Genomic DNA, 25,305 nt, shown 5'->3' with positions numbered 1-25,305 from the left:
GCAGCCTCCCACAGCGGCTTCGTAGCTCTCTCTGGGAAGCTGCCGTGGCAGCGAATACCATGCGGATTCATACCTTCAGCGGGCATGTCCCGGCATCCCGCCGCTAATCCTGGCAGTAATAGACCACTGAGTAGTTATACACCAGCGTTACCGGAGCTCCCCGCGCCACCGGGGCACTCACTGCTTGTCGGGAATCCACGTTTTTCAAACGCACCCGGTCCGTGCCACAAGCCTGGCGCGCCTTGGCGATACAGGGATTGGCTTCCACATCCTGGGTCAGCGAACATTGCACGATCACCGAACGCTGATAGCGATCAACCGCTGAATCGGAGCGGGGCGTGGTCTGGGTACAGGCGGCCAGCACAGTGGCGGCCAGCGCCGTTACCATTACCATCCGGATCGGCATACAGGTTCCTTTTTGATTAAGGCTGGTTTTGGTTTTCCAGCAACGCCGTCACCGCGGCGCCGTTGATACTGAGAGAAGCTTCACCCACCAGACGGTTCAGGTAGGCCTCGGCGTTTTGCCGCCGGCGCTGCTCCCTGACCGTGGCGCGCAGTTGATCGCGCACCTCATCGAAGGTGGCGGTTCTCGCCGCCTCGGTCTTCTCCAGCTTGAGCACATGCCAACCCGACGCCGTGCGAAACGGCGCGGAGACTTCCCCTTCCTTCAACGCCGTCACCACCGGGCGCGCCTCCGGAGTAAGCTGGGCTAGTGACTGCACGCCGATATCACCACCCCGGGCGGCGGAAGCCGCGTCATCGGAATGACGACGGGCCAGTTCGGCGAAGTCCCCTTTGTTAGCGCGGGCTTCCTTCACCAATTGCCCGGCGCGGGCTTTCACCTGGTCGGCATTGGCGCCGTCCACGGCAAGAAAAATCTGCCTGAGGTAATAACGTTCCGGTACCGCCAGTTCCTGCTTTCTGTTGTCATAAAGCTGCCGCAGCGTGGCGTCATCGGGAAAGTCCTCCGGCACCTGGCTCACCGCGCCCAGATAGCTGCGCAGCAGGATCTGATCGCGCGCTTGACCGATGGCCTGTGTCACTTCCTCCCGCTTCTCCCAGCCCTGTTGCCGGGCCTCCCGGATCAGTGCCTTTTCCGCCAGACGCTGACGCGCCCAATCATCAAACAGCGCACGATCCCGCTGTATCGCCGAGCGGGCCTGTGGCGACAACGCCGCCAGCCAGTCCGCCACTTCCTGATCGCGCAGACTGACCGCCCCCAGGGCCGCGACCGCATCCCCTTGCCCTGTGGAGGTGGGCGATGAGGCCGCCGGTGACGGAATCGATGCCGGTTCCGAAACGGCCACCGCCTCGGACGGTTGCATCACCCAAACGGTGCCAATGACGCCCGCCAAACCGGCCAACACCGCGCTGAGTAAAACCTGTGCGCTTTTCATGGTTCACTCCCTGGTTGAAACCATCGCCGGCACGCCGGCAATTCACTTCTCTACCCGTCACTCCGCCACTTCCGTGCTTATCGCTTGCTCATGTTCCGAGGCATCGTCTTTATCGTGGCTCTCATTACGGTTCTCGTCACGGTAATTGCGCAGATAGAGCAAAAACTCCTGCAACAAGCGGTCCCAGATTTCCAGGTTGGCGCGCACATGGGCGCGGCGCACACCGCCAGCCACGATCACATCCATTTCCAGTACCAGAAAATCACCGTGCCGACTCAGTCGCGAAAAACGCTTGCCGCGATTCCAGGCCGGGATCAGTCCTTCCGGCAACTCGCCCTGGATGCGCAAAGCGCAGCTGATGGTGAAGTCCAGCAGCCCTTCCCCCAGCATATTACCGGGGCGCACGGCAAAGCCGATGCCCTGACTGGCGCTGAGCAGTTGCTTGCTGCCGTTATGCTCGGTTTCATTGGTGCGATAACCGGCTTCCTGCAACAGAGCACTGAGTTCCTCAAGAGGCAGAGTGTCGATGATGTGGTTTTCTTCGCTCATGGTGATGTCCTTAACAAGCCGTTGTGACGTTTCAATGATGGTCAGCCGTCGTTTTCCGCCGCCCCGGCGTTACCGTCCTGGTCCGACCGCACCACGCCGACCTGGGCGTTATACAGCCGGTCTCCCATTTCCTGGGCCCTGTTCTCGAACTCCACCCGCGACGAGGTCGCCAGCGGCTGACGCATCTTGAACAGGCTGCCGGCACCGAGGCTTTCATAGGCGGACAGAATCTCCTTGCCCGCCATATACATCTCCTCGTTGCGGCTGACGCAGGTCTGTAATTCGGCGGTATGTTGTTGCAATGCTTTCTGCAACGTCAGCCGCTCCGTTTCCTTGCCTTTGGCCAGGGTCAACAACTCATCGTAGGCGTCGCGCATCTGCTGGGCGCGTTCCTGGCTGGCGGCGATGCGTGCCTGACTGCTGCGTTGCTGGGAGGCCAGATTGCCTTCCACCGCATCGAGCCGGGCCTGCAATTTGGCCACCTGGGCCCTGGCGGCGTCACGTTGCACTTCCGCGTTGGAGCGGGCCGCCTCCAGGCCCGCTTGCCGGGATTGCAGGTCTCGTAATTGCTGGGTGGTGTTGCGTAACTCGGTGCGCAGACGTTCTTCCAGGCTGGACTGCTGGGCCTGTGCCCAGGCCGGCAAGGCCAGAACCAGCAATGTCAGCGTCGCGGGAAACCACTTTGTTTTGACGTTATCCGCCTTCTTCATGGTATTACCTCCCTTCATCGCCAGGCCGATCAGAACCGGGCATTCAGTTCGAGTTGCAGGATGTCGATGGACAACGGCGGTCCATACACCTCTTCCGAACTCATCCAGCGGCCCTGAAAGTACAGCCGCTCGTTCAAGGCGTAAGCCGCGCCCAGGTAGTAGCCCTTGGCGTTGGTACCACCGAGGTGGAAGGAAGAGTCGTTGTAGGCATCCGGCAGGGCGTCGGGCTCAATATGTTTGTAGCCCAGGAACGTCATCCAGTCGCCACGCCGCTTCAGATCCAAGGAGGAGCCGAAAGCGGCGTGCACCATCCAGGCGGTTCGCCCACTTTCAAATTCGCCGTCTTCATCGAAGTTGTTGGTAATCATGCCGGCGGCATTGCGCCACATGGCCTGTTCGGAATAGGCGTCGTTATAAATGATGTTGCCCGCCAACCTGAGTTTGTAATCACTGAAAACCCGTGTATCCCAGATCAGGTTCAGATCGAACAGCTGAAATTCCGAGGCCAGCCCCAAATACTGGGGCATAGAGGTGGGAACGCTGGTATCCGGGTTGGGTACGATATCGCGCAGCCAGAACAGGGTATTCCCCTTCTGCATGAAGGTCGGCCGCGACCAATCCGTATCGCAGAACTGGTATGGGTCACTGTACAATTCACATTTGGAAGACCGCTGCCCTTGAATGTTATCAAAGTGGTAGTAGCCGATGGTCGCGGTCAGGCGCTCTTCCTGATTGAACACCCAGTTGGCGCCGACCTGCGCGCCGAACAGCCATTTGTCCTCACTATCACTTTTGTCCGGGCTGCTGGAAGGCCATGAGTCGGAGCTGTATTCCAGGGGAAAGGCGCCAATGGTGCCGAACATCGCGACGCGATCACCGACCCGAAGGTCCTTGAAACCGGCGGACACACCATCGAAACTCAGATCACCGGAGAACAAAATGTCGGTGGAGACGAAGGGGTTCTCCGCGCGCCCAGCGGTGAAGCGCCAAATCCCCGGAGCCCATTTCACCCACCCCTGATCCAGCCAGATGTCTTTTTTGCTGAGCCCGCCACCGAGCGTCTGGGTAGTGGAAACCGGGCCATTGCTGCTGCCCGTGGCCAATCTGACACCGGTGCTCCAGTTGCCCCCCAGATCCGCTTCCAAACCGAAACGGGCACGGAGCCGCAACAGGTTGGTGCGGTCTTCACGAGTGTTCATCAGGGGGGGGAAGTCACTAGCGATAGGCCCCAGATTGGTTTCAAACGGGCCATCTTCATTATATTTTTGGCCATCCACGAGTTGATCAATGTTATCCCCGGAAAAGAACCGGCTCTCATTACGTACCCGCACGTCACCAAACAGCTTCACCCGCGATACCCAGTCCGGAAAGGTATTCGGTGCCGCCCAGTTTTCCGCCTTGGCCTGGGCCATCACTTCCTGTTTGACTTCCTCGCGAATCTCGTCACGAACCACTTCCGGGATGTAGGGCACACGCACGTCCCCTTCCCGCACTTCAGGTTCGGGGCGGCGCTGACTGGCGGTCTGGGCCTCCTGTTGCGCCTGCTGTAGCAAGGCGTTGGCCTGGGCATCGGTGATCACCCCCTGTTCCACCAACAACCGGATCAGGTGCACGGTGGTGCTGTTGCCCTCCGGCGCGGTGGATTCGGCGGGTGCCTGCGCCACGGCCGGGCCGCTCAAGGTCGCCGCCACGGCCAGCATCAGCAGCCACTGATTGCGCTTCATGTTCATTGCTTTATTGCTCCTGAAACGGTTCGTCTCGATTCTTGGGTCTGGTTGGTTTCGGTCCCGGTCAGCCCGGACGCCGCCCTTGCAAAGCCACTTTCACCGGCAGTGTCATCGACTTCGGCGGCTTTTGATCCAGCGCCGGGATGGCACGCACGGCGGCGATCACTTTGTCGTCCGTATCCGGGTCACCACTGGACTTGAGTAATTGCACCCGGGTGATCTGGCCGGCTTCGTTAAGCCAGAGATTGATCTGTATCCGGTAACTCAGATGACGGATCGACGGCTCCTCGCGCAGCGCCCGCTGAAAGGCGTAGGAGAGGTACTGGCCGTAGGTGGCGTTGCCGACCCGGCCAGTGCCGGAACCGGCCATGCCGCCGCCGCTGCCGGCGCCGATATTGAAGGCATCGGTGCCGGCCTGGGCTTCACCATCGATCTGCATGGCCTCGGACAAATCGTCCGACGGCGAAGGCGGTTCCTCCGGCGTCGGTTCTTCCACCGGCGTGGGATCCGGTTCCGGCTCGACGATCTCCTCCGGCTCGGGCTCTGGTTCCGGCTCCTTCATTTCCTCCGGTTCCGGCTCCGGTGGCGGTGGTGGCAGCGGCACCAGCATCGGCTCCTGCGGCACCTGCCGGCGCACACCGCTCATATCGTTGGCCCACTGCCAGATCAGCCAACCCAGCACGATCAACACCACCGCGCTGACGGCCAGGCGCACATAGGTGATCGGCCCGCGCTTGTCACGGGATGCCTTGCTCGCCAACGCGGATTGCCGTTTACGAGAGGAGGCTCCGGAATCCCGCGATTGAGGTGACTGCAACGACATGGTCTTTCCTGTTATCCGGTTATCATCGATCACTGTGGCGGCTTGCCGGTCACCAGACCGACCTGGTTGAGATCCAGACGCCGCAGCACATCCAGCACTTGCACCACTTTTTGGTATTGCACCGCGGCGTCCCCGCGCACGATCACCGGAAAGCCGGGGTTCATGGCTTTCTCGGTACGCAACCGATCCTCCAGTTCAGCGAGCGTCACCGGGTAGGCATCGAGAAACACCTGTCCGTCGTTGTTCACCGAAATGGCCTTGGTCTTGGATTCGGACAGCGACACCGAGGAGCTGGCCTTGGGCAGATCCACCTTGATGCCCGCGATCTGCGCCGTGGCGGTGAGGATGAACATCACCAGTACCACCATGAGCACATCCACCAGCGGCGTGATATTGATGCCGTCCACCGGTCCGTCCATTTCATCGTCGTCCATCGAGGTTCTTACCGAAGCCATCGTTGTTCTCCTTACACCACCGGACTTTGAGAGATGCCATGGCGCACGGCATGACCGGCCTGCGCCGGCTGCGGCGGCCGCTGCCCGGCGCCATGAATCTCGGCCAGGCGGGTGACGAATTCGTCCAGGAACACGCGCATATCGGAACTGATATCGCGGTTACGGCCGTTGATGCGGTTGTAGGCAAACAGCGCCGGGATCGCCACGAACAACCCCATGGCGGTGGCCAACAGAGCGGCGGCCATACCCGGCGCCACCGCGTTGATGTTCACGTCCCCGGCCATGGCGGTACCGAGAAACACCACCATGATGCCCATCACCGTACCCAGCAGGCCGATGTAGGGGCCGCCGGCGATGGCGTTGGAGAGCACACCGAGACGGGAACTCAGCTCGCGATTCTGCTGGGTACGAACGGCGTCCATGGAAGCGCGGATCGCTTCCAGGGTTTCCGAGGAAATGCTGGAAGTATCGGCGCCCTGGGCACGCCGCAGACGCAACTCATGCACCGCCACTTGGTACAACCGCCACAGCGATGAGTGCTCCAGCTCCCGCTCCAATTCGGGGCTGTCCGCGAGTTTTTCCAGTTGCGTGCCGACCTGGGCGAACTCGTCGCGGAAACGGCCATTGGCCTCGTCCACCCGGCGGCTATGGCGAAACTTCCGGTACATGACGAACCAGGTCTGGATCATCATGATCACCAGAATCCCGATGATGACCCAGGCGTCGATGGGCACCGCGCTGAGCAAGAATCCGAGAGCACCGAAGCCGAATCCGGACTGCTCTTCGTCGACGCCGAATACCACCAACCGCGACTCGGAGCCCTGGGCCTGATAATCCGCCATCAACAGAGACGCCGGCCGGGCCTGCTTGGAAATCCGCACTTCATCCAGAGCGCCATTGAAGTAGCGGGACGGCACCGCCGCCGGTGTAGTGGTAGCGACATCCTCCCCTTCACTCGCGGTTTCTTCCGCAACGGGCTCGGCGGGCGCGTAACCGGGAATATCGCCCCCCAAGGCGATGGCGGTGGCCAGCGGCGGCAGTGCCACCGGCAAGCTGCTGATCTGGCGGCCATTCACGTACAACGCCACTTGCCGCCCATCGGCGGTCACCGCCAGATGCTGCCACTGACCGGATGCCAGCGGTTGCGCTGGCGCCGTTCTCTGACCATTGACCTCAACAAAGGGCTGGCCGGCGTTGATGCCGATCAACAGCGAATTACCGGCGTCACGGCGGGCATAGATCAACTGTTCATTGGCACTCTGATCGGCACGCACCCAGGCGCTGAAGGAAAACTGACCGGCGGCTGGCGTCGCCAGGACCGGCGCGGCTTCCACCATCAGCGGTTCGCCACCGGCAAAGGCGGCGGCCTGGCCGATCACTCCGGTGACGCTTTGCGCCACGGTGTTACTGGAATTGTTGCCGTAGGCGGTGGCGTCACGGGCCGGTGCGCCGGGCGCCTGGTCAAAGTGATAGACCAGGGTGTAATCGGCATCGAACACCGCTTGGCCATTGCTGGTGGCCGGCGCGTCGGGATTGCCGTAGTACATCCAGATATCCTGGCTGGACCCGGCTTCCAGCGCCGGCACGTCCACCCAGACGTAGGCCACGCCCAGCAGCGCGTCGAAGCTTTCAATCTGGTGATTGAGAACGGTTTGATCGTCCGCCGCCACAAAGCGCAGATCCGAGCCGTTTTCCTGGACGTCCTGAAAACCGAAGTTACCGGTATGCAGACGTACCAGCAGCGGTACCCGGCCGACCCGCTGATCGATGGCCGCGCCCTGGGGCGAGGTATCGATGGTGATTTGCTTGCGGTAACTCCAATCGTCTTGCCACCAGGCATGGGCCAGGGTGGGCAACAGCGCACCCAGGCAGGATATGAGAAAAATCAGCAGGCGTTGTTGCATGATCAGACACTCCGAAAAACAAGCTGTTTGGACGCCCTTGGGGACACCCCTGGTTCTGTTCAGAAACTGGCGGTAATACTGAAATGCACTCTGGGGTCGTGTTTTTCCGTGTTTTCCCCATCGGTGAGCGGGTACCCCAGATCCAGCCGCCCGCTCAACCAGGCACCGATTTCCGCTCGCAGACCGACACCGACACTGGCCAGATCGAATTCGTCGTCCTGTTCCGGCAACGGGTTTTGCAGTGTCAGATGGGCGCCCTCGCCGAACACATGGGCGCGCACCAGACTCCAGGGCGACCCCAGCCACTCAGCAATGGAAGGTGTACGCAGCTCAATACTGGCCAGCACACCGTCATCGGCGGATTGCTCCGCGGACAGATAACCCCGAACCGTGCCGGCGCCCCCCACCGCGAATTGCTCGTTGGAAACCAGGGAACCGGACGCCATTTGCGCGCTTACTTTTGTCGCCAGCCCCCACTCGCCCAACAGCCTCTCGTTGCTGGCCTCGGCCTTGATCACGGCGAAGTCCGGTTTGGCCCGGTAACGTTTGTAATCGAACTCCTCCCAGCCGCTGCTGTTGCCGGGAAACTCATTGGTGGCGGTTACCAGAGTCAGATTGATCGAGCCCTGATTCTTTTCGGTGTAGTAGTAGCCGTTATAGCCAAAGGTAAAAGGCGCGTATTTCAGCGGGATGGTGTCCTCGGCATCGCCGAATTCCAGTGACTCGTCGAAGTCCTTGAAATCAACACCGAGTGAGAAGGAATGTCCCCAGGTGCCGTCGAACGGAATGTTGTAGGTGGCGGAAACGCCGTAAGAACTCCCTTGCCCCAGCACGCTGGTGCCGCCCACGGTGTTGACGTCGCTGTCGGAGGTATAACCGGAGAAACGCAGGGACCAGCGCTCGGACAGCGGCATGCCGTAACTCAACGACCAGACCTCGGCGTTATCGGTATTCTCCGGCGCGGTGAACAGCGTCAGGGACATACTGTGTCCCCGTTGCCACAAGTTGGAATGTCCGAGGGTGGCGATGGTGCGCAGTTTTTCGGTATCGGCGCTGTAATCGTTGTTCAATGTCAGGCTGCCGTTCCAGGGCGTCTGGTCCTCGACGGCCAGATCCACATCCATGGTGCCGGGAATGGCGCCTTCCTTGACCACTGGCATCACCTGCCGCTTGCCGGTGCGGTTCACCTTGGTCAGGTCTTCCTGCACCAGTTCGAAATTGGGCACCACGCCTTCCCGCAGTGCCGTCACTTCCTCGCGGATTTTCAGCGGCGAATGGTATTCGGCGCCGACCACGCGCACCCGGCCCACGGTGACTTCGATCACCTGCAGATAGACCACGCCGCCGCTGACCCGCTGCTCCGGCAGTTCCACGTAAACGGATTGATACCCTTTGTCCTGATAAACCTTTTGCAGAGCTTTTTGCGCGCTCTGAATGTCTTCCAGGCTTCGTTCCGGGCCGAGAAAGGGGTACACCGCCTTCTCGATGTCGCGCGCTTCCAGAACCGTGTTGCCACGCACGACGTACTCGTTGATGGTCACCGTTCCCGGCACTTCCTCCGGCGCGGCCTCGGCTGGCTCCACCCCGGGCGCCATCCGCGCCTCCTCGGCGGCGGCACCTTGTTGAGCGTGAAGTGCCGATGTCATCGTCATGGCTGCCACAAACACTCCCCCCCAAAAACAGGACATTCCGCTCATTCTATTGGCGTCACGCATTGACTCGACTCTGCAAACACATACATGGACCGGTGGCCAGCATCACCGTGGAAAACTCTGGTAACCACGAACCACAACCCCGAAAGACACCGCGGCAAATACGGTGATCCAGTTAACACTCTCTAGATGTCGGGAGTCCGTCGGAACCGAACTGTTGTCACCAAAAATTCACGGAAAGACCGCGTTGCTACAGCAAAAAAAGCGCGGACCGGTGAGGTGGGAAAGACGCTCAAGCGGCGCCGGAGCAGTGATGGCGCGGCAATGGGGAGAAACAGTGGAGAGCAGGACGCCGGTCATGAAAAATTCACTGAAAAACCACTTCGTTTTCATTCTCCTGGGGGAGCCCAGGAAAACGTCATGCCGGACTTGATCCGTCATCTCCCACTACGAAGTGGTGGCCCTCCAGAGAGAGCTCCCGGGTCAGGCCCGGGATGACGCGGTATTGTTCAGAGCTTCCCTGGCCGCAGGCACATGCACCGATAAAAAACGGAAACGACATGAAGCACTGGATACGCATGGGATGGCTGTTAATGATGACACCGGCTCTGCAAGCGGCGGAAGCTCCCGCGCCCGGGGCCGATGAGCCCTCCTGCGTGGAAGTGGAAGTCAACGGCCATCGCGCCCTGCCCTACGACTGCCTGCAGCGGAAGATGATGCCGACGGCCCTTCCCAAGGCGGCCAGGCGGGATAGCCCGGCGCTGGACTCCGCCGACGTCACTCGCCTGCCGCCCAATCAGAGCGGACAGTTCAGTCAGTCGGCATTGCGCAATCGTATGGGCAACGCGCTGGGAAGTGGCGTCAAGCCGCAACGCCCGCCGCGTTGATCCCGACTTGCCGACATCGCTGGCAGACGCCAGTATAAAGGCCCCGTCAGCGAGCGCCGTGTTATGCCCGAATCCGTGTCCAGCCTGGATCCTGTTCAACTAGAGCACTGGGAAGACGGCCTCTGTCTGGCCAGCGGCGGCTATTATCCGGAACGGATCCGGCTGGAAGATTTCGAGCATCAGGCCGTGCCGCTGCCGGCATCCCTGCAAGGCGCGGTGGAGAAGCGTCTGGCCGAATATCTGGCGGGACGATGCTGCGCCAGAGCGGCCATCGAAGCCATCACCCGCGAACCCGCCCTGCCCGGCTACGGGGAGGATCGGGCACCGATCTGGCCACAGGCGGTATGCGGTGCCATCACCCACGCTCAGGGCCGGGCAGCGGCTCTGGTGGCTGATCGCACGCTCTGGCGCGGGGTCGGTCTGGACGCGGAAGCGTGGATCGCCCCGCAACGGGCACTGAAGCTGCGCGATCAGTTGCTGACGGAAGCGGAGATCGAGGCGCTGTCGGACCTGGATCAGGAACAACAGGCACGCCGCGTTTCACTCACGTTCTCGGTGAAAGAGGCGTTGTTCAAAGCGCTTTATCCGCTCACCGGCCAACGCTTTTATTTCCAGGACGCGGCACTGCTGGACGAGCACCGTATCGTGTTGCGCAGTACCTTATCGGATGAGTGGCGCACTGGTGTGGCATTGGACTATCAGTGGCGGGAACAGCACGGCGGGGTGCTCAGCTGGATTCTGGTGGCGCGGGTTTGACCCGTACCGTCATCCCGGACACCGATCCGGGATCCCGCTCAGTTTATCGTGGCCTTGATGGAGGCACTGCCGGCGTCACGAGATCCCGGGACAAACCCGGGATGACGTACGGGTATTCGCTGCCAAGGCAGCTTCCCACAGCGGCTTCGTAATGCCTATGTGGGAAGCTGATTTAGCAGCGAATACGGCGCGAATTCATCTCTCCAGGATCAACAGACTGCCCACGGCTTAAAACAAATCGGCGTCGAGGCTCATCATGGTTTCGGCACCGGCCTTCAATTGCCGCGCCAGGGCTTCGCCGCGCGGCAGCAGACGCTCGAAGTAAAACCGTCCGGTGATCATCTTGGCGCGGCCGAAGTCGTCATCACGCCCGGCGGCATTGACCATCATCATCGCCCACAGCCAGGCGTAGGTGACGTAACCGAACAGATCCAGATATTCCACCGCGCTGGCGTTGACCGCATCCGGATTATCCCCCGCCTGGCGCAGCAATTCCTCGGTGGCCACCTGCAAACGATCCACCGCGGCGACCAGCGGCTCACGCACACCGTCCAGGCCGGCTTCCTGGCCATTTTCTTCGATCCAATGACGCACTTCCGCCAGGAACGACTCCACGTAACGGCCACCGTTGCGGGTGACTTTACGACCGGCCAGATCCAGCGCCTGAATGCCGTTGGTACCCTCATAGATTTGCGAGATTCGGCAATCGCGCACGAACTGTTCCATGCCCCATTCGCGGATGTAGCCGTGACCGCCAAACACCTGCTGGCCCAACACCGTGGTTTCAAAACCTCGATCGGTAAAAAATGCTTTCGCCACCGGCGTCAACAGAGCCACGCGATCCGCCGCCTTGCGGCGTGCTTCCTCGTCCTCGGAAAACTTCACCAGATCCAGTTGGATGCCAACGTACGCGGACAAGGCGCGGCCGCCTTCATTGAGCGCGCGCATGGTCATCAGCATACGGCGCACATCGCCGTGCACGATGATCGGATCGGCGGCGCCGTCCGGGTTGGCGGCGCCGGTGGCGGCGCGGCCCTGAATACGCTCACGGGCATAATCCACCGCGCTCTGGTAACTGGCTTCGCCCAAGCCCAGTCCCTGGATACCGATGGACAGACGCTCGTAGTTCATCATGGTGAACATGCACGCCAGCCCCTGGTTGATTTCACCAACCAGCCAGCCCTTGGCGCTGTCAAAATTCATTACGCAGGTGGCGGACCCCTTGATGCCCATCTTGTGCTCGATGGAGCCGGCGGCGACACCATTGCGCTCACCAGGATTCCCCTCGGCATCCGGCAGGAACTTCGGCACCAGGAACAGGGAAATGCCCTTGGAACCGGCCGGGGCGTCCGGCAGCTTCGCCAGCACCAGATGGATGATGTTATCCACCATGTCGTGCTCGCCGCCGGTAATGAAAATCTTGGTCCCGCTGATTTGGTAGGAACCGTCGTCCTGAGGCACCGCCTTGGTGCGCAGAATGCCCAGGTCAGTGCCGCAGTGCGGTTCGGTCAGACACATGGTGCCGGCCCATTCGCCGCTGTACAGCTTGGGCAGGTATGCCTGTTTCAACTCGTCGCTGGCATGGGCGTCCAGACACAGGGTGGCGCCGTTGGTCAGCGCCGGGTACAGCGCGAAGGAGGAGTTGGCGCTGTGCATCATTTCCTCGAACAGCACCGCCAGGGATTTCGGCATACCCTGCCCGCCGAATTCCGGATTGCCGGAGAACGCGGTCCAGCCGTTTTCAGCGTAGGTTTTGAACGCGTCCTTGAAGCCTTTTGGCGTGGTGACGACACCGTCCTCGAAGTGACAGCCTTCCTCGTCACCGTCACGGTTCAGCGGAAACAGCAGGTTCTCCACCATCTTGCCGGCTTCTTCGAGCACGGCGTCGGAAAGATCGCGGGTCACTTCGGAGATAGGGGGCAAGGAAGACCAGAGATGTTCCGCCTGAAACACGTCGTTAAGCACGAAACGCATGTCTTCCAAAGGAGCCTTGTAGATCGCCATGGTCTGTCTCCCAATTGCTGACCGTGTGAAAGGCGGTCAGTTTAGCCACGACGCCGGTGCGGTAAACGATTATTTGTGACTCCCCATTCATCCGTGACCGCCCGGTTCCGGCCGTTTCCACAGCCAGATCAAGGTCACGCACAGAAAGGCGGGCACGCTGAACTTCACCAGTGGAGGCGCCGCCGACAGCGTGATCAGCACCACGCTCAGCGCCATCATCAATGTCGCCGCGACCTTGGCGCGACGGGATACCGCGCCATGTTCACGCCACTGCCGGATCGAGAAGCCGTAGCGGGGGTGGTTCAGCAACCAGTGCTCCAGGCGCGGCCAACCGTGCGTGCCAGCCCAGGCCGCCAGCAGCAGAAACGGCACCGTGGGCAGACCGGGCACCACCACGCCGACCATGCCCAGTGCCAGAGTCAGCAAGGCCAGTGTTCGCCACAACAGAATCTTGATCATGGCGGCTATTACAGCATGGCCACCGCCCACTGTCTTCGTACGGGGAAAGGATTGATGGATGGGGGGCTTTCTAGCGGAGGGCTTCGTAGCCGAGCGTCTCAGTATTCGTGGAGTGCTGCCGGTCAGGGCGTTCCAGGATCGTGTTTGCCCACGGGTGGCCAAACCCTAGCGTACAGGGACGTATTCATAGCGTGTCCTGGGCCGTTGGCGATTCGCTTGCCAGCAAGCTTCCCACAGCGGCTTCGTGGCGGATCCGTGGGAGACCCGCTTGCTGGCGAATTCCGGCCCTCTGGTGTTGGGATATTCGCTTGCCGGCAAGCTTCCCACAGCGGCTTCGTGGCGGATCCGTGGGAGGCCCGCTTGCTGGCGAATTCCGGCCCTCTGGTGTTGGGATATTCGCTTGCCAGCAAGCTTCCCACGGCGGCTTCGTGGCGGATCCGTGGGAGACCAGCTTGCTGGCGAATTCCGGCCCTCTGGTGTTGGGATATTCGCTTGCCAGCAAGCTTCCCACGGCGGCTTCGTGGCGGATCCGTGGGAGACCCGCTTGCTGGCGAATTCCGGCCCTCTGGTGTTGGGATATTCGCTTGCCAGCAAGCTTCCCACAGCGACTTCGTGGCGGATCCGTGGGAGACCAGCTTGCTGGCGAATTCCGGCCCTCTGGTGTTGGGATATTCGCTTGCCGGCAAGCTTCCCACAGTGGCTTCGTGGCGGATCCGTGGGAGACCAGCTTGCTGGCGAATTCCGGCCCTCTGGTGTTGGGATATTCGCTCGCCGGCAAGCTTCCCACGGCGGCTTCGTGGCGGATCCGTGGGAGACCAGCTTGCTGGCGAATAGAGCGGCTTGGTAGCCCCTTCCGTTACAGACCCGTGCCCATGATCGAAGCGCCGTGTCCCGCTAAACCGCGATGAACCACAAAAAAGCCCGCCGAAGCGGGCTTTTCAACAGAACATGCCGACAATCAGAACGCGAAGTGCTCGGCGTCCAGATCCATCATGCTGTCCACACCGCCTTCGATGGCCCCTTTGTGACCAGCAGTGCGCGGCAGGATGCGCTTGAAGTAGAAACGCGCGGTTTTCACCTTGGTGTTGTAGAAGTCCTCGTCGCCGGCACCGGCGGCCAGCTGTTCCTGGGCCTTGGCGGCCATCAGCGCCCACAGATAGGCCAGGGTCACATAGCCGGAGTACATCAGGTAGTCGACCGCGGCGCCGCCGGCGTATTCCGGATTCTGCATGGCCTGCAGACCAATCGCCTGGGTCAACTCGCCCCACTCGCGGTTGTAACCCGCCAGCGGCTCGATGAACTCTTTCAGGTCGGCGTTATCGGCGTTGGCTTCACAGAATTTGTGCACGATCTTGGTGAAGTTGCGCAGCGCCTTACCCTGAGTCATCAGCACTTTACGGCCCAGCAAGTCGAGCGCCTGGATACCGGTGGTGCCTTCGTACAGGGTGGAGATGCGTGCGTCACGCACGTTCTGCTCCATACCCCATTCGCGGATAAAACCGTGACCACCATAGATCTGCACGCCATGGTTGGCGGCTTCCAGACCGGCTTCGGTGACGAACGCCTTGGCGATCGGTGTCAGCAGCGCCATCAGATCGTGGGCGTATTCACGCTCTTCCTCGGTTTTACCCAGTTTCACGCTGTCGCCCAACTGCGCGCACAGGTACACCAGAGCACGGCCGCCTTCGGCGAACGCCTTGCTGGTCAGCAGCATACGGCGCACGTCCGGATGCACAATGATCGGGTCCGCCGGACCGTCCGGGTTTTTCGGACCGCTCAGGCTGCGCATGGCGAGGCGGTCCTTGGCGTAGGTCAGACCACCCTGGAAGCCCAGTTCGGCATGGGCCACGCCCTGAATGGCGGTACCCAGACGGGCGAAGTTCATAAAGGTGAACATGCAGTTCAGCCCTTTGTTCTCCGGACCGATCAGGTAGCCCGTGGCACCGTCGAAGTTCATCACGCAGGTGGCGGACGCCTTGATGCCCATCTTGTGCTCAATGGAGCCGCAGGCCACCGCGTTACGCTCGCCCACGCCGCCATTACCGTCGGTGAGGAACTTCGGCACGATGAACAGGGAAATGCCCTTGGTGCCTTTCGGCGCTTCCGGCAGGCGGGCCAGCACGATGTGGACGATGTTCTCGGCCATGTCGTGTTCACCGGCGGAGATGAAAATCTTGGTGCCGGTGATTTTGTAGGAGCCATCGGCCTGGGGCTCGGCCTTGCTTTTCAGGATGCCCAGGTCGGAACCGCAATGCGGTTCGGTCAGACACATGGTGCCGGTCCATTCACCGCTGGTCAGCTTCGGCAGATAAGCCTGCTTCTGCTCGTCGGTGCCGTGAGCCTCAATGGTGGCCACGGCGCCATGGGACAGACCCGGGTACATGCTCCAGGACCAGTTGGCGGTGCCGGTCATTTCGGAAATGGCAATGCTGGCGGAACCGGGCAGGCCCTGTCCACCGAACTCCGGATCCCCACCCATGGCCGGCCAACCGCCTTCCACATACTTGGCATAGGCTTCCTTGAAGCCTTGCGGGGTAGTGACCACGCCGTCCTCGAAGTGACAGCCTTCCTCGTCACCGGAGCGGTTCAGCGGCGCCAGTTCGTTTTCCGCGAATTTGGCACCTTCCTCCAGGAAGGCGTTAAGCAATTCGCTGTTCACTTCTTCCAGGCCCAGCTTGGCGTAGTGGGCATCCAGGTCCAGCACCTCGTTGAGAACGAAGCGCATGTCGCGCAAAGGGACTTTATACTCAGGCATGTCAGGTCTCCCTGAAAACGGTCTGTCTGGGGTTCCGGGCGGGCACGCCCAAGGGCGCCGCCATCATTGAAGGGCCACAATCTTAGGTGACGGTGTCATCAGTGCCCACCTCTATTTGTGACCCATAAGTCAAACGACTGTTTGAATTCGCGCACGGGACCCCGAGGGCTGGTATAGTCGGCCCCGAACCATCATGACCATGAGGTGAGAAGGCGATGATCGACCCCAATCTGCTCGATATTCTGGTCTGCCCGGTCAGCAAGGCCCCGCTGATCCTGGACGAGAAGGCCAGCGAGTTGAAATGCAAGGCCAGCGGCCTGGCCTACCCGATACGGGACGGTATCCCGGTGATGCTGGAAGAAGAAGCCCGCGCCATGAGCGATGAGGAACTGAAAGGTCTGTGAGTTCCGCCACCACCAACGAGGACGGGGTATGAAGCGCATTCTGCTCGCTTGTCTGTTGTGCGGCCCGCTGCTGGCCCAGGCCGAGGAAAGCAGCGACGCCACCGAAGCCGCCGCCCGGGCGGCGAAAGCGAAACACGATGAGTGTTTACTGCGTGGGGTTCAACAAGGCGACCGCACCGTCACTCTGGAGGAACTGCGCCGCTGGTGCGATCCGCAGCAACAGCAGCGCAGTGCCCATGAGGATGCACTGCGCGGCCGGCTGGCCCTGGAGCGCTCTTCCCTGAACAACCCCTTCGCCATCACGCCGCATCGCCGCAATTACCTGATGCCCTACTCCTACTGGTCGAACCCCCAGTGGAACGACCCGGACCGGGAAGACGATTCCCTGGACTCCGAGGAAATCAAATTCCAACTGTCCCTGAAAGCACCGCTGTACGACGATTTCTGGGACGGCAGCACGCTGTACATGGCCTTCACCGGCACCTTTTACTGGCAGGCCTACAACAGCAATCAATCCAGTCCGTTCCGGGAGATCAATTACGCGCCGGAGATTTTTCTCGCCAAACCCATGGACTGGAAGCTGGGGCCGGTGCGTACTGAACTGATGGCGCTGGGTTTTATCCACGAATCCAACGGCCGGGATGTTCCCGCGTCACGCAGCTGGAATCGCATTTATCTGCGCCACATTTCCCAGATCGGTTCCTACTATGTCTCGGTGATGCCCTGGTACCGGATTCCCGAGGACAAGAAAAAAGACCCGCTGCAAACCAGTGGCGACGACAATCCGGACATCGAAAAATACATGGGCCATTTCCAGCTGGAAGTGGCGCGGCCGTTCGGTAATCACGTGCTGGAATTGATGGTGCGCAACAACCTGCGCTCCGACAATAAAGGCGCCGGCGAAATCTCCTATTCCTTCCCGATCAACAAGCGCTTCAAAGGGCTGGTGCAGGTGTTTTCCGGCTATGGCGATTCGCTGATCAACTACGACGACTACGAGAACCGTTTTAGTCTCGGCATCCTGCTGACCGATACCCTCTAAGCACGCCAACGGCGCCCGTCCGGGCGCCAAATTGATTCCCCTCCATCAAATTTACCACGAAAACATCTTGCCCACCCTTTCTATTGCCCTCATATTAATGACTTTCCATTATTCCAACAACAATCCAGCACCGCACAAATCAAGAGGGAGACGCCGTCATGAGTTTCCGCCACCCCGCCGAACCGGATTTCCCCGGCAAGATCGGCCGCACCGTCGCCGACTCCGAACCGTCCTGGCCTGAACCGCGCATGCCGCAAGGCGCCCCCAACATCGTACTGGTGGTGCTCGACGATGCCGGCTTTTCCCATCTCGGCTGCTACGGTTCCAGCATCGCCACGCCCCATATTGACCGGCTCGCCGGCGAAGGCCTGCGCTACACCGGCTTCCATACCACGGCGCTGTGCTCGGCCACCCGCACCTGTCTGCTCAGCGGCCGCAACCACCACGCCGCGGGCATCCGCGCGATCTCCAACTTCGATACCGGTTATCCCAACACGCGCGGCGCCATTCCCGCCAACGCCGCGCTGCTGCCGGCGATTCTGCGCGACGCCGGCTACGCCACTTTCGCCACCGGCAAGTGGCATCTGGCCCCCATGCGCGAATGCTCCGCCGCCGGCCCCTTCACCAACTGGCCGCTGCAAAAAGGGTTCGATCGTTTCTACGGTTTCATGCAGGGCGAGACGGATCAGTTCTACCCCGAGCTGACTTACGACAACCACTTCGTGGAGCCACCCCGTTCACCGGAACAGGGCTACCATGTGTCCGAGGATATCGTCGACCGCTCCCTGGATTTCATCCGCGACAGCGTCTCCCTGGTGCCGGAAAAACCCTGGCTGCTGTATCTGGCGATGGGCGCCATGCATGCCCCACACCAGGCGCCACGGGAGTATCTGGACAAATACCGGGGCAAGTTCGATCACGGCTGGGAGAAGGAACGTGAGCGCTGGTTCGAGCGCCAGAAGGCACTGGGCATCATCCCGCCGGATACCACCCTGGCCCCGCAAAACCCCGGTGTGCCGGACTGGGACACCCTGCCCGAGGACCACCAAAGGTTCGCCTCACGCCTGCAGGAAGCGTTCGCCGCCATGCTTGAACACACCGACGCGCAGATCGGCCGGCTGATGGCGGGGCTGGCCGAGCTCGGCCAGGACCAGAACACCCTGTTCGTACTGATCTCCGACAACGGCGCCAGCCAGGAAGGGGGTGCCACCGGCACCCTGGATGAAATGCGCTACTTCAACGGCATGAAGGAAGATGTGGCCACCGCCGTCAAACGCCTTGACGACATCGGCACGCCACGCAGCCACAGCAACATCCCCTGGGGGTGGGCCCAGGCCGGCAATACGCCGCTCAAATGGTACAAACAGAACACCCATGGCGGCGGCGTGCGCGATCCACTGATCCTGCATTGGCCCGGCAAGCTCGGTAAACCCGGGGAGATCCGCCACACTTTCTGCCACGCCGTGGACATCGCTCCCACCCTGCTCGATCTGATCGGTCTGCCAATGCCGGAGACCGTGGCCGGAGTCCCGCAAATGCCGTTGCACGGGGTCAGCCTCAAAGCAACGCTGGAAGCGGACGTCAGGGTGCCGCGCGCAGCCCAGTATTTCGAGATGCTCGGTCACCGGGCGATCTGGGCCGACGGCTGGAAAGCGGTCACTCATCATCGGCGCGGCAGTGATTACGATACCGAGGACTGGGAGCTGTACAACCTCGACGAGGACTTCTCCGAGTCCAACGATCTGGCGCACAGCGAGCCGGAAAAGCTCGAGCGACTGAAAGCACTGTGGTGGCATGAAGCGGAAAAAAACGGCGTGCTGCCGTTGGATGACCGCAAGGCCGGCGATCTGTTCCGTGGCTCCCGTCGCAAGGGCGTGCCCACCGGCCGCAAGCGCTTCGTCTACTATCCACCGGTATCGCACATCGTTTCCGACGCCTGCCCGCCGGTCTACAAGGGCTTCACCCTCACCGTGGAACTGCCGGATCATCCCGAGCGTGGTGATGGCGTACTGGTATCGCGCGGCACCATCAATAGCGGTTTCGTGCTTTATATCCAGGGTGGCAAGGCGCACTTCGATCACAACGGTTTCCATGACCATACCCACCTTGTCAGTGAGCAGGTTCTGACACCCGGCGAGCACACCCTCGCCGTGACCATTACTCGCCGCGAGGATGGCGGCGGCGACGTGACCCTGGCGCTGGACGGTGAGATCCAGGCCAGTGGCTCGATTCCTCGATTGCTGGTGATGTTGTCCAGCATCGGCATGGATTTCGGCCGCTGTCTGTCGCCGGTCACCGAAGGTTACAACGCGCCCTTCCCCTATCCGGGGCGCATCAAAAGGGTGATTTTCGATCTGCCGTCCGGCGGCAACAGCACGCTCGACCAGGATGCCGACAAGGCCAACCAGCGGGCGATTATGTCGCAGCAGTAGGTGCCCGCAGGCTGAAAAGCGCCAGATTCCCAGTTCCGGAGCTTTGGGGTTATAGGGCAATTCGCTGCCAAGGCAGCTTCCCACAGCCGCGTTGCAACGCCCTGACGGGAAGCTGCCTTGGCAGCGAATACGGCACGAGTTCGTGGCGCAATAGCGTTCTCATCGGGAAAGCGCGTCCAGCGTGCGCTGGCGTAGGGTTTCCAGGCGCTCACTGAGGCTCACCGGATAGGGTTGGGGCGCCGGATCAACGCCACGCCACGGCTCCGGCAACGCCGCCCGTTCACGGCCCAACCGCTGGCGGGCGGCATCCGCGTCCGGTTCCGCGATCACCGGCTCGCCGTTGGCGATGACCGTGCGCAACAGTGGCTCGCCGTCGCGCTTCTCATCAGTGCCGGTGATCTCGTCACCGGCCAACATGCCGTTGGCATCGTAATGCCGCCATACCTGCTTGGCACCGGGATAGACCGGTTTGCCTGGCGCGTTCTTGAGCCGGGGCGAGCCACCGTATTCAGTAAGCTTGTAGGCGAAATCCAGGGACGGCGCATCGGCCACCGAGCCCATCTCCGTGCCCACCCCGAAGCCGTCCACGGGCGCGCCGTCCGCGACCAGCCCGGCGATTTTCCATTCGTCCAGGCCACCACTGACGACGATGCGTATATCGCTCAGCCCGGCATCATCCAGCCGCTGGCGCGCCGCTTTCGCCAAGGCGCCCAGGTCCCCGGAATCGATTCGTATGGCGCCCACGTCGACGTCTTCGTCCCGTACCAGGCCGATCACTTTGTCCACCGCCGCCAAAGTGTCGTAAGTGTCCACCAGCAGAGTGGTTCCCGGATACAGCCGCGCGTAGTCGAGAAAGGCCCGCCGTTCATCCCCCACCGCCTGAATGTAGGAGTGCGCCATGGTGCCCTGGGCCGGCAGATCAAAGTCCCGCGACGCCAGCACATTGCTGGTACCGCTGATGCCCGCCACCCGGTAGGCGCGCACGCCGCGCCAGGCCGCTTCCAGGCCATGCATGCGGCGCATTCCGAAATCCATCACCGGCCGCCCGCCGGCGGCGTCCACCACCCGCGAGGCCTTGGAGGCCAACAGCGTCTCCAGGTTGATGTAATTCATCAGCAGACTTTCCAGCAGTTGCCCCTGAACCACAGGCGCGCGCACTTCCAACACCGGCTCGTGGGGAAAGATGAGAGAGCCTTCCGGCACCGCCCGGATCTCCCCGGTAAAACGAAAGCCGGCCAGCCAGTCCAGAAATTCCGGCTGGAATTGCTTCAACGACGCCAGGCGGGCCACCTGCTCCCGAGGAAACCGCAACGCGCTGACCAGGTGGGCGGCGTACTCCTGACCACAGGCCACCGCGTACTGACGCTGCTCCGGCAGAACCCGGAAAAAAAGGCTGAAAATGGCTTCGTCATTGTGCTGCTGATGCCAATATGCCTGCGCCATGGTCAGTTCGTAGAGATCGGTGAGCAGACATAACGCGTCTTGGTCCGGCCAAATGGCGGTCATCGGGCTTCCTCAATGCAGTAGGCGGTACTGTGGCCAGGCGGATTGGTTTCACTGGCCGGCGATCCGGGAGCTTCCGAGCAGCACCCCGGCTTCCCGTAGCGCCCGGTGGCACTCCTGCTGCCGATCGACGAACACTGGCCGGGTGGCATCCAGCAGCAGGTGGGTGGTAAAGCCGTGGCGGCGAGCGTCCAGAGCGGTATGGTAAACACACACGTCTTCCGCCAGACCGCCCAGCCATAAGCGCCGCACCCGTCGGCGGCGCAACCAGTCCGCCAGACCGGTGCCGTCAAAGGCGGAATAGGCGTCCCGCTCGAAGTGGCTCCCTTTGCTAACCCGCACCGCCCTGTCCGGAATCCGTAATTCCGGGTGAAAGGCGGCGCCCCAGCTGTCCTGCACGCAGTGTACCGGCCAGGGCCCACCACGGGTATGAAACGAAACATGGTCCAGCGGATGCCAGTCCCGCGACAGAATCACCGGCAGATTGGCATCGGCCGCCATGCCGATCCAGCGATTGAGTACCGGCACCACCGCGTGACCGTCGTCCACCGGCAGGGCACCTCCGGGGCAGAAGTCGTTCTGCACATCCACCACCAGCAGCGCGTCTCCGGCGCGCATCGATGTGCCTGTCATGACTTACCTCCTTTTCCGGCTAACACGGACACCAGGATCAGCCGGCCTCCAGCTCATCCAGCACCCGCCGGTGCACTTCGCCCGCGGACGGATCAAACAATACGAAACGCACCTGTTGCAGCGATGATCGCTGCCCGGTCACCGCCCGTACCGTTCGCAGCGCCACCCGGGCGGCCTCTCCCATCGGATAGCCGAAGACCCCGGTGGAGATGGCCGGGAACGCCACCGAGGCCAGCTCACGGGACGCCGCCAGTTCCAGGGCATTACGGTAGCAGTCGGCCAGTAACCGGGCGGACGGCTGGTCCAGTTGGTAAACCGGTCCCAGGCAATGGATCACATACCGATTGGGGAGGTCAAACCCTTCGGTAATCACCGCCTCTCCGGGGCGGATCGGCGCCAGCGGCGCGCAGGCCCGGGCCAGTTCCGGCCCGGCGGCGCGATGAATGGCGCCGGCCACACCACCACCGGGTTTCAGATCCCGATTGGCGGCGTTGACGATGGCGTCCATGTCCGCTTGTCGGGTAATGTCTCCCACGGTAATTTCCAAGGAAGTCATGACGTCCTCCCGATCGGTGTTGGATGCCCTCATGCTGCTGCTCATCAGGGAGCCTGTAAATGCGTTTTGCCGTTGTTTTTTTCGCCCTGCTACTGTCCGCCTGCCAGACCCTGAGCGGTCTGGAAAAGCCGGAAGTATCGCTGTCCTCGGTGCAGCTGGAACAAGTCAGTGTGTTCGAGCAGCAATGGCATCTGGTGTTGCGGGTACGCAATCCCAATGACCGGGAGCTGACCCTCAACAGCCTTGACTATGAAGTGTTTTTCAACGGCGAGCGCTTCGCCCGCGGCCTGACCGGAGAACGGGTCACTCTGCCGGCCATGGGCGACGCCCTGGTCAGCACCCGTATCACCACGACGCTGTTGGGGACTTTGCAGCAGCTACAAGGGTTACAACGGTTGGACGAACCGCTGGACTATGAAATCAAGGGCAAAGCCCGGGTGGCCGGTGTCGGCTTCCCGTTGCATTTCGACCGCAAAGGCCAGTTCACCCTGCCTGATACCTTGCCACGGGCACGCTGATCATGGCCGGCACGTTGTTTCACCACAGTCCGCCAGGAGGCCGGGATGGGATTACGACGTGAACTGCTGGGCGGCCAGGCGACGGCGTTTCAGGCGGCGCTGGCACTGGCCCTACGAGGCATGCTGCGCATCGGGGTGCGGCCGGCCTTTCGTCCCGGCCTGCGCCTCGGTGTCCAGCGCTTCTGGTTGAACACCGCCAGCCGCGCCAGTCTGGTGGCCGGCGGTGTACCGCGCCACCGGGCCCGCTTCGGTTCAGTGCCGGCGGAGGTTTTGGGCCGCCCCCGGGACCAGGTCTTGCTGTATCTGCATGGCGGCGGCTATGTCTCCGGCTCGCCGGCCACGCGCCGGTCGCTGACCTCTCATCTGGCGCGCCGTATCAACGCCTCCGTGGTGGTGCCAGCGTATCGGCTGGCTCCGGAGCACCCCTGCCCGGCGGCACTGGACGACGCCCTGATGGTGTATCAGCGCTTGCTGGACAAAGGCCATGACGCCGGCCACATCGCGGTGGGCGGAGACGCCGCCGGTGGCGGCCTGGCGCTGGCGCTGCTGCAACGGATCCGGGACTTGGCGCTGCCGGCACCGGCGGCCGGCGTGCTGCTGTCACCGTGGCTGGATCTGACGGTAAATCAGGAGCAGCGCTCGGATATTGGCGAAACCCTGCTGAACATACCCTGGCTGGCCCAGGCGGCCCGGCTCTACGCCGGCGACGATACCGCCCGGCCGCAGGCGTCACCGCTGTATGGCGACCTCAACGGTCTGCCGCCCTTGCTGATTCAGAGCGGCGGCGATGAACTACTGCGAGTGGACAGCGAACGGCTGGCGGATCGGCTGCGCGCCACCGACACCCCGAGCCGCTACCAGTTGTTTCCACGCCGCTGGCACGTGTTCCAGACCCACGCCGGCCTCCTCGCCGACGCCGACCTGGCCGTGGCGGAGATCGGGGATTTCCTGCATCAAAAATGGGGGAATATCAATTGACAGTTGATAGTGGACAGTTGACAGCGTGAACAGACAAAACAGCCCGATCTTTAGCCACTATGGGAGCTTGCCGGGCGGCGCTCCCACAGAGAATTCATAAATTGACTTTTTCCTTTCGCTGTCAACTGTCCACTATCAACTGTCAACTGCCTCTCTTTTCCCGTCGATAACGCGCCGGCGTCTGTCCGGTCCAGCGTTTGAAGGCGTGAATGAAGTTGGAGACTTCGGAGAAGCCGAGGCGCGCGCTGATTTCCTCCTGTCTCAGTCCACCACCCAACAGCCATTGTTCCGCCAGCAACTGGCGCACCTCGTCCAGCAATTCCCGATAGCTGGCGTCCTCCGCCAACAGCCGCCGCCGCAAAGTGCGGCTGGTGATGCCGATCTCGTCGGCCAGTTGTTCCATGGTCGGGAACTGGCCGGGTCTGGCCAGCAACCGCTCACGAACCCGAGCCGCCATGCCCACCCGCCGGCGCCGCTGCGCCAGCAGTTGCTGGCACTGCTGTTCGCACAACCGGGCGGTGACCGGATTGGCCTGGGGCAACGGCCGGTCCAGCAAGCCCGCGGCGAATCCAATCCGATTCACTGGCTGGTCGAATTCCGGCGCCAGTCCGAACACCGCCTCGAAAGGGGCCGTGGCACTGGCCGGCAGACGCAATTGAAGGCACGACAGCGGCATCCGGCTGGCGAAGAGTTCCTGCTGGATCATCATGATGGCGCTGGCATCGCGGGCCAGCAGATAATCCCGCACGCCTTCTGGCAGTGCCTGGTCATCAATGATCAGCGCAGCCTGCTCGCCGTGTTCTTCCAGGGTCACCCGATTAAAGGCGAAGGTCAGATCCAGGTAACGCTGTCCCAGCGCCACCGCGTCCCGAAATGTGCCGCTACTGAGCAAAGCGAATCCCCACACGCCGTAGCTGCTCAAATGGTAACGCTGCCCCATGGCCAACCCCAGCTCGGCGCGATCTCCCAATTCCGCGCACAGATTGGCGATCACCGCCAGTTCCTGCTCCGCCTCGATCTGCACGTCATTACGTGCCAGCCATTCCAGTTCGATACCCGACCCGGGCAGCAGACGTACCGGCGGCACACCGTGTTCGGCGGCGAACTCCACCTGCATATGGACGCTGGTCAAACCACGGCTGGATGCGCTCATAACTGTCC

Annotated in this window: 23 protein-coding genes; 7 read left to right on the top strand and 16 right to left on the bottom strand. The window is 61.9% G+C overall.

The window, feature by feature from the left end; genetic code table 11:
• Positions 1-103: 103 nt before the first annotated feature.
• The 9 genes from E0L37_RS11640 to E0L37_RS11600 form a co-directional block, all read right to left on the bottom strand.
• Positions 104-406 carry a hypothetical protein gene (locus tag E0L37_RS11640; protein ID WP_097058364.1) on the bottom strand — a complete coding sequence of 101 codons (303 nt, stop codon included), beginning with the start codon at positions 404-406 and terminating at the stop codon, positions 104-106.
• A gap of 16 nt (positions 407-422) precedes the next feature.
• Complete coding sequence (locus E0L37_RS11635) at positions 423-1,397, bottom strand: peptidylprolyl isomerase (RefSeq protein WP_133491908.1); 975 nt, start codon at positions 1,395-1,397, stop codon at positions 423-425.
• Positions 1,398-1,454: 57 nt separating this feature from the next.
• Positions 1,455-1,946 (bottom strand): YbjN domain-containing protein, encoded by a 492-nt coding sequence (locus E0L37_RS11630; protein WP_133491907.1) that lies wholly within the window; start codon positions 1,944-1,946, stop codon positions 1,455-1,457.
• A 41-nt stretch (positions 1,947-1,987) separates the two neighbouring features.
• Entirely contained in the window at positions 1,988-2,656 is a 669-nt protein-coding gene (locus tag E0L37_RS11625) for a DNA repair protein (protein WP_097058361.1), read from the bottom strand.
• A gap of 29 nt (positions 2,657-2,685) precedes the next feature.
• Complete coding sequence (locus E0L37_RS11620) at positions 2,686-4,386, bottom strand: putative porin (RefSeq protein WP_133491906.1); 1,701 nt, start codon at positions 4,384-4,386, stop codon at positions 2,686-2,688.
• A 61-nt stretch (positions 4,387-4,447) separates the two neighbouring features.
• Entirely contained in the window at positions 4,448-5,206 is a 759-nt protein-coding gene (locus E0L37_RS11615) for an energy transducer TonB (protein ID WP_240687461.1), read from the bottom strand.
• 29 nt (positions 5,207-5,235) lie between these two features.
• On the bottom strand, positions 5,236-5,661 hold the full coding sequence (locus E0L37_RS11610; protein ID WP_014993295.1) for a biopolymer transporter ExbD: 426 nt from the start codon (positions 5,659-5,661) through the stop codon (positions 5,236-5,238).
• Positions 5,662-5,672: 11 nt separating this feature from the next.
• Complete coding sequence (locus E0L37_RS11605; RefSeq protein WP_133491905.1) at positions 5,673-7,565, bottom strand: DUF2341 domain-containing protein; 1,893 nt, start codon at positions 7,563-7,565, stop codon at positions 5,673-5,675.
• Positions 7,566-7,624: 59 nt separating this feature from the next.
• Positions 7,625-9,217 (bottom strand): ShlB/FhaC/HecB family hemolysin secretion/activation protein, encoded by a 1,593-nt coding sequence (locus E0L37_RS11600; protein ID WP_240687466.1) that lies wholly within the window; start codon positions 9,215-9,217, stop codon positions 7,625-7,627.
• 560 nt (positions 9,218-9,777) lie between these two features.
• Between E0L37_RS11600 and E0L37_RS11595 the strand changes: the two genes are divergently transcribed.
• Together E0L37_RS11595 and E0L37_RS11590 are read left to right on the top strand one after the other, a co-directional pair.
• The gene (locus tag E0L37_RS11595; protein WP_133491904.1) at positions 9,778-10,104 is read left to right on the top strand and encodes a hypothetical protein; all 327 of its coding nucleotides are present in this window, start codon (positions 9,778-9,780) and stop codon (positions 10,102-10,104) included.
• A gap of 63 nt (positions 10,105-10,167) precedes the next feature.
• On the top strand, positions 10,168-10,860 hold the full coding sequence (locus E0L37_RS11590; protein ID WP_133491903.1) for a 4'-phosphopantetheinyl transferase: 693 nt from the start codon (positions 10,168-10,170) through the stop codon (positions 10,858-10,860).
• A 228-nt stretch (positions 10,861-11,088) separates the two neighbouring features.
• On the opposite strand, the gene E0L37_RS11585 is transcribed toward E0L37_RS11590, so the two are convergent.
• The 3 genes from E0L37_RS11585 to E0L37_RS11575 form a co-directional block, all read right to left on the bottom strand.
• On the bottom strand, positions 11,089-12,864 hold the full coding sequence (locus E0L37_RS11585) for an acyl-CoA dehydrogenase C-terminal domain-containing protein (protein WP_133491902.1): 1,776 nt from the start codon (positions 12,862-12,864) through the stop codon (positions 11,089-11,091).
• A gap of 87 nt (positions 12,865-12,951) precedes the next feature.
• A complete protein-coding gene (locus E0L37_RS11580) occupies positions 12,952-13,323 on the bottom strand; it encodes a YbaN family protein (protein WP_133491901.1) in 372 nt (123 codons plus the stop codon).
• A gap of 958 nt (positions 13,324-14,281) precedes the next feature.
• Entirely contained in the window at positions 14,282-16,078 is a 1,797-nt protein-coding gene (locus E0L37_RS11575) for an acyl-CoA dehydrogenase C-terminal domain-containing protein (RefSeq protein WP_133491900.1), read from the bottom strand.
• 215 nt (positions 16,079-16,293) lie between these two features.
• Between E0L37_RS11575 and E0L37_RS11570 the strand changes: the two genes are divergently transcribed.
• The 3 genes from E0L37_RS11570 (at position 16,294) to E0L37_RS11560 (ending at position 19,956) form a co-directional block, all read left to right on the top strand.
• A complete protein-coding gene (locus E0L37_RS11570; RefSeq protein ID WP_133491899.1) occupies positions 16,294-16,482 on the top strand; it encodes a Trm112 family protein in 189 nt (62 codons plus the stop codon).
• A 28-nt stretch (positions 16,483-16,510) separates the two neighbouring features.
• Entirely contained in the window at positions 16,511-17,524 is a 1,014-nt protein-coding gene (locus tag E0L37_RS11565) for a phospholipase A (RefSeq protein ID WP_133491898.1), read from the top strand.
• Between the two features lie 158 nt (positions 17,525-17,682).
• A complete protein-coding gene (locus E0L37_RS11560) occupies positions 17,683-19,956 on the top strand; it encodes an arylsulfatase (protein WP_133491897.1) in 2,274 nt (757 codons plus the stop codon).
• A gap of 159 nt (positions 19,957-20,115) precedes the next feature.
• Here E0L37_RS11560 and E0L37_RS11555 read toward each other — a convergent pair whose 3' ends face one another.
• From E0L37_RS11555 to E0L37_RS11545, 3 genes are read right to left on the bottom strand one after another with little or no spacing between them, the layout of a single operon-like run.
• Complete coding sequence (locus tag E0L37_RS11555; protein WP_133491896.1) at positions 20,116-21,462, bottom strand: nicotinate phosphoribosyltransferase; 1,347 nt, start codon at positions 21,460-21,462, stop codon at positions 20,116-20,118.
• A 48-nt stretch (positions 21,463-21,510) separates the two neighbouring features.
• Positions 21,511-22,092 carry an isochorismatase family protein gene (locus E0L37_RS11550; RefSeq protein WP_133491895.1) on the bottom strand — a complete coding sequence of 194 codons (582 nt, stop codon included), beginning with the start codon at positions 22,090-22,092 and terminating at the stop codon, positions 21,511-21,513.
• Positions 22,093-22,129: 37 nt separating this feature from the next.
• Complete coding sequence (locus tag E0L37_RS11545) at positions 22,130-22,648, bottom strand: macro domain-containing protein (RefSeq protein WP_133491894.1); 519 nt, start codon at positions 22,646-22,648, stop codon at positions 22,130-22,132.
• A 59-nt stretch (positions 22,649-22,707) separates the two neighbouring features.
• On the opposite strand from E0L37_RS11545, the gene E0L37_RS11540 reads away from it, so the two are divergent.
• Positions 22,708-23,166 carry an LEA type 2 family protein gene (locus tag E0L37_RS11540; RefSeq protein ID WP_133491893.1) on the top strand — a complete coding sequence of 153 codons (459 nt, stop codon included), beginning with the start codon at positions 22,708-22,710 and terminating at the stop codon, positions 23,164-23,166.
• 45 nt (positions 23,167-23,211) lie between these two features.
• Positions 23,212-24,144: an alpha/beta hydrolase fold domain-containing protein gene (locus E0L37_RS11535; protein WP_133491892.1), complete on the top strand. Its 933-nt coding sequence runs from the start codon at positions 23,212-23,214 to the stop codon at positions 24,142-24,144.
• Positions 24,145-24,286: 142 nt separating this feature from the next.
• Here the strand turns inward: E0L37_RS11535 and E0L37_RS11530 are convergent, their stop codons facing one another.
• Positions 24,287-25,297, bottom strand: coding sequence for an AraC family transcriptional regulator (locus tag E0L37_RS11530; RefSeq protein WP_205655608.1), 1,011 nt, complete (start codon positions 25,295-25,297; stop codon positions 24,287-24,289).
• Between the last annotated feature and the right edge of the window lie 8 nt (positions 25,298-25,305).

The organism is Alcanivorax sp. 24, assembly GCF_004360225.1.
GTDB lineage: Bacteria > Pseudomonadota > Gammaproteobacteria > Pseudomonadales > Alcanivoracaceae > Alloalcanivorax > Alloalcanivorax xiamenensis.
The sequence above is the reverse complement of the archived record's forward strand: the minus strand, read 5'-3'. Positions and strand labels throughout refer to the sequence as shown.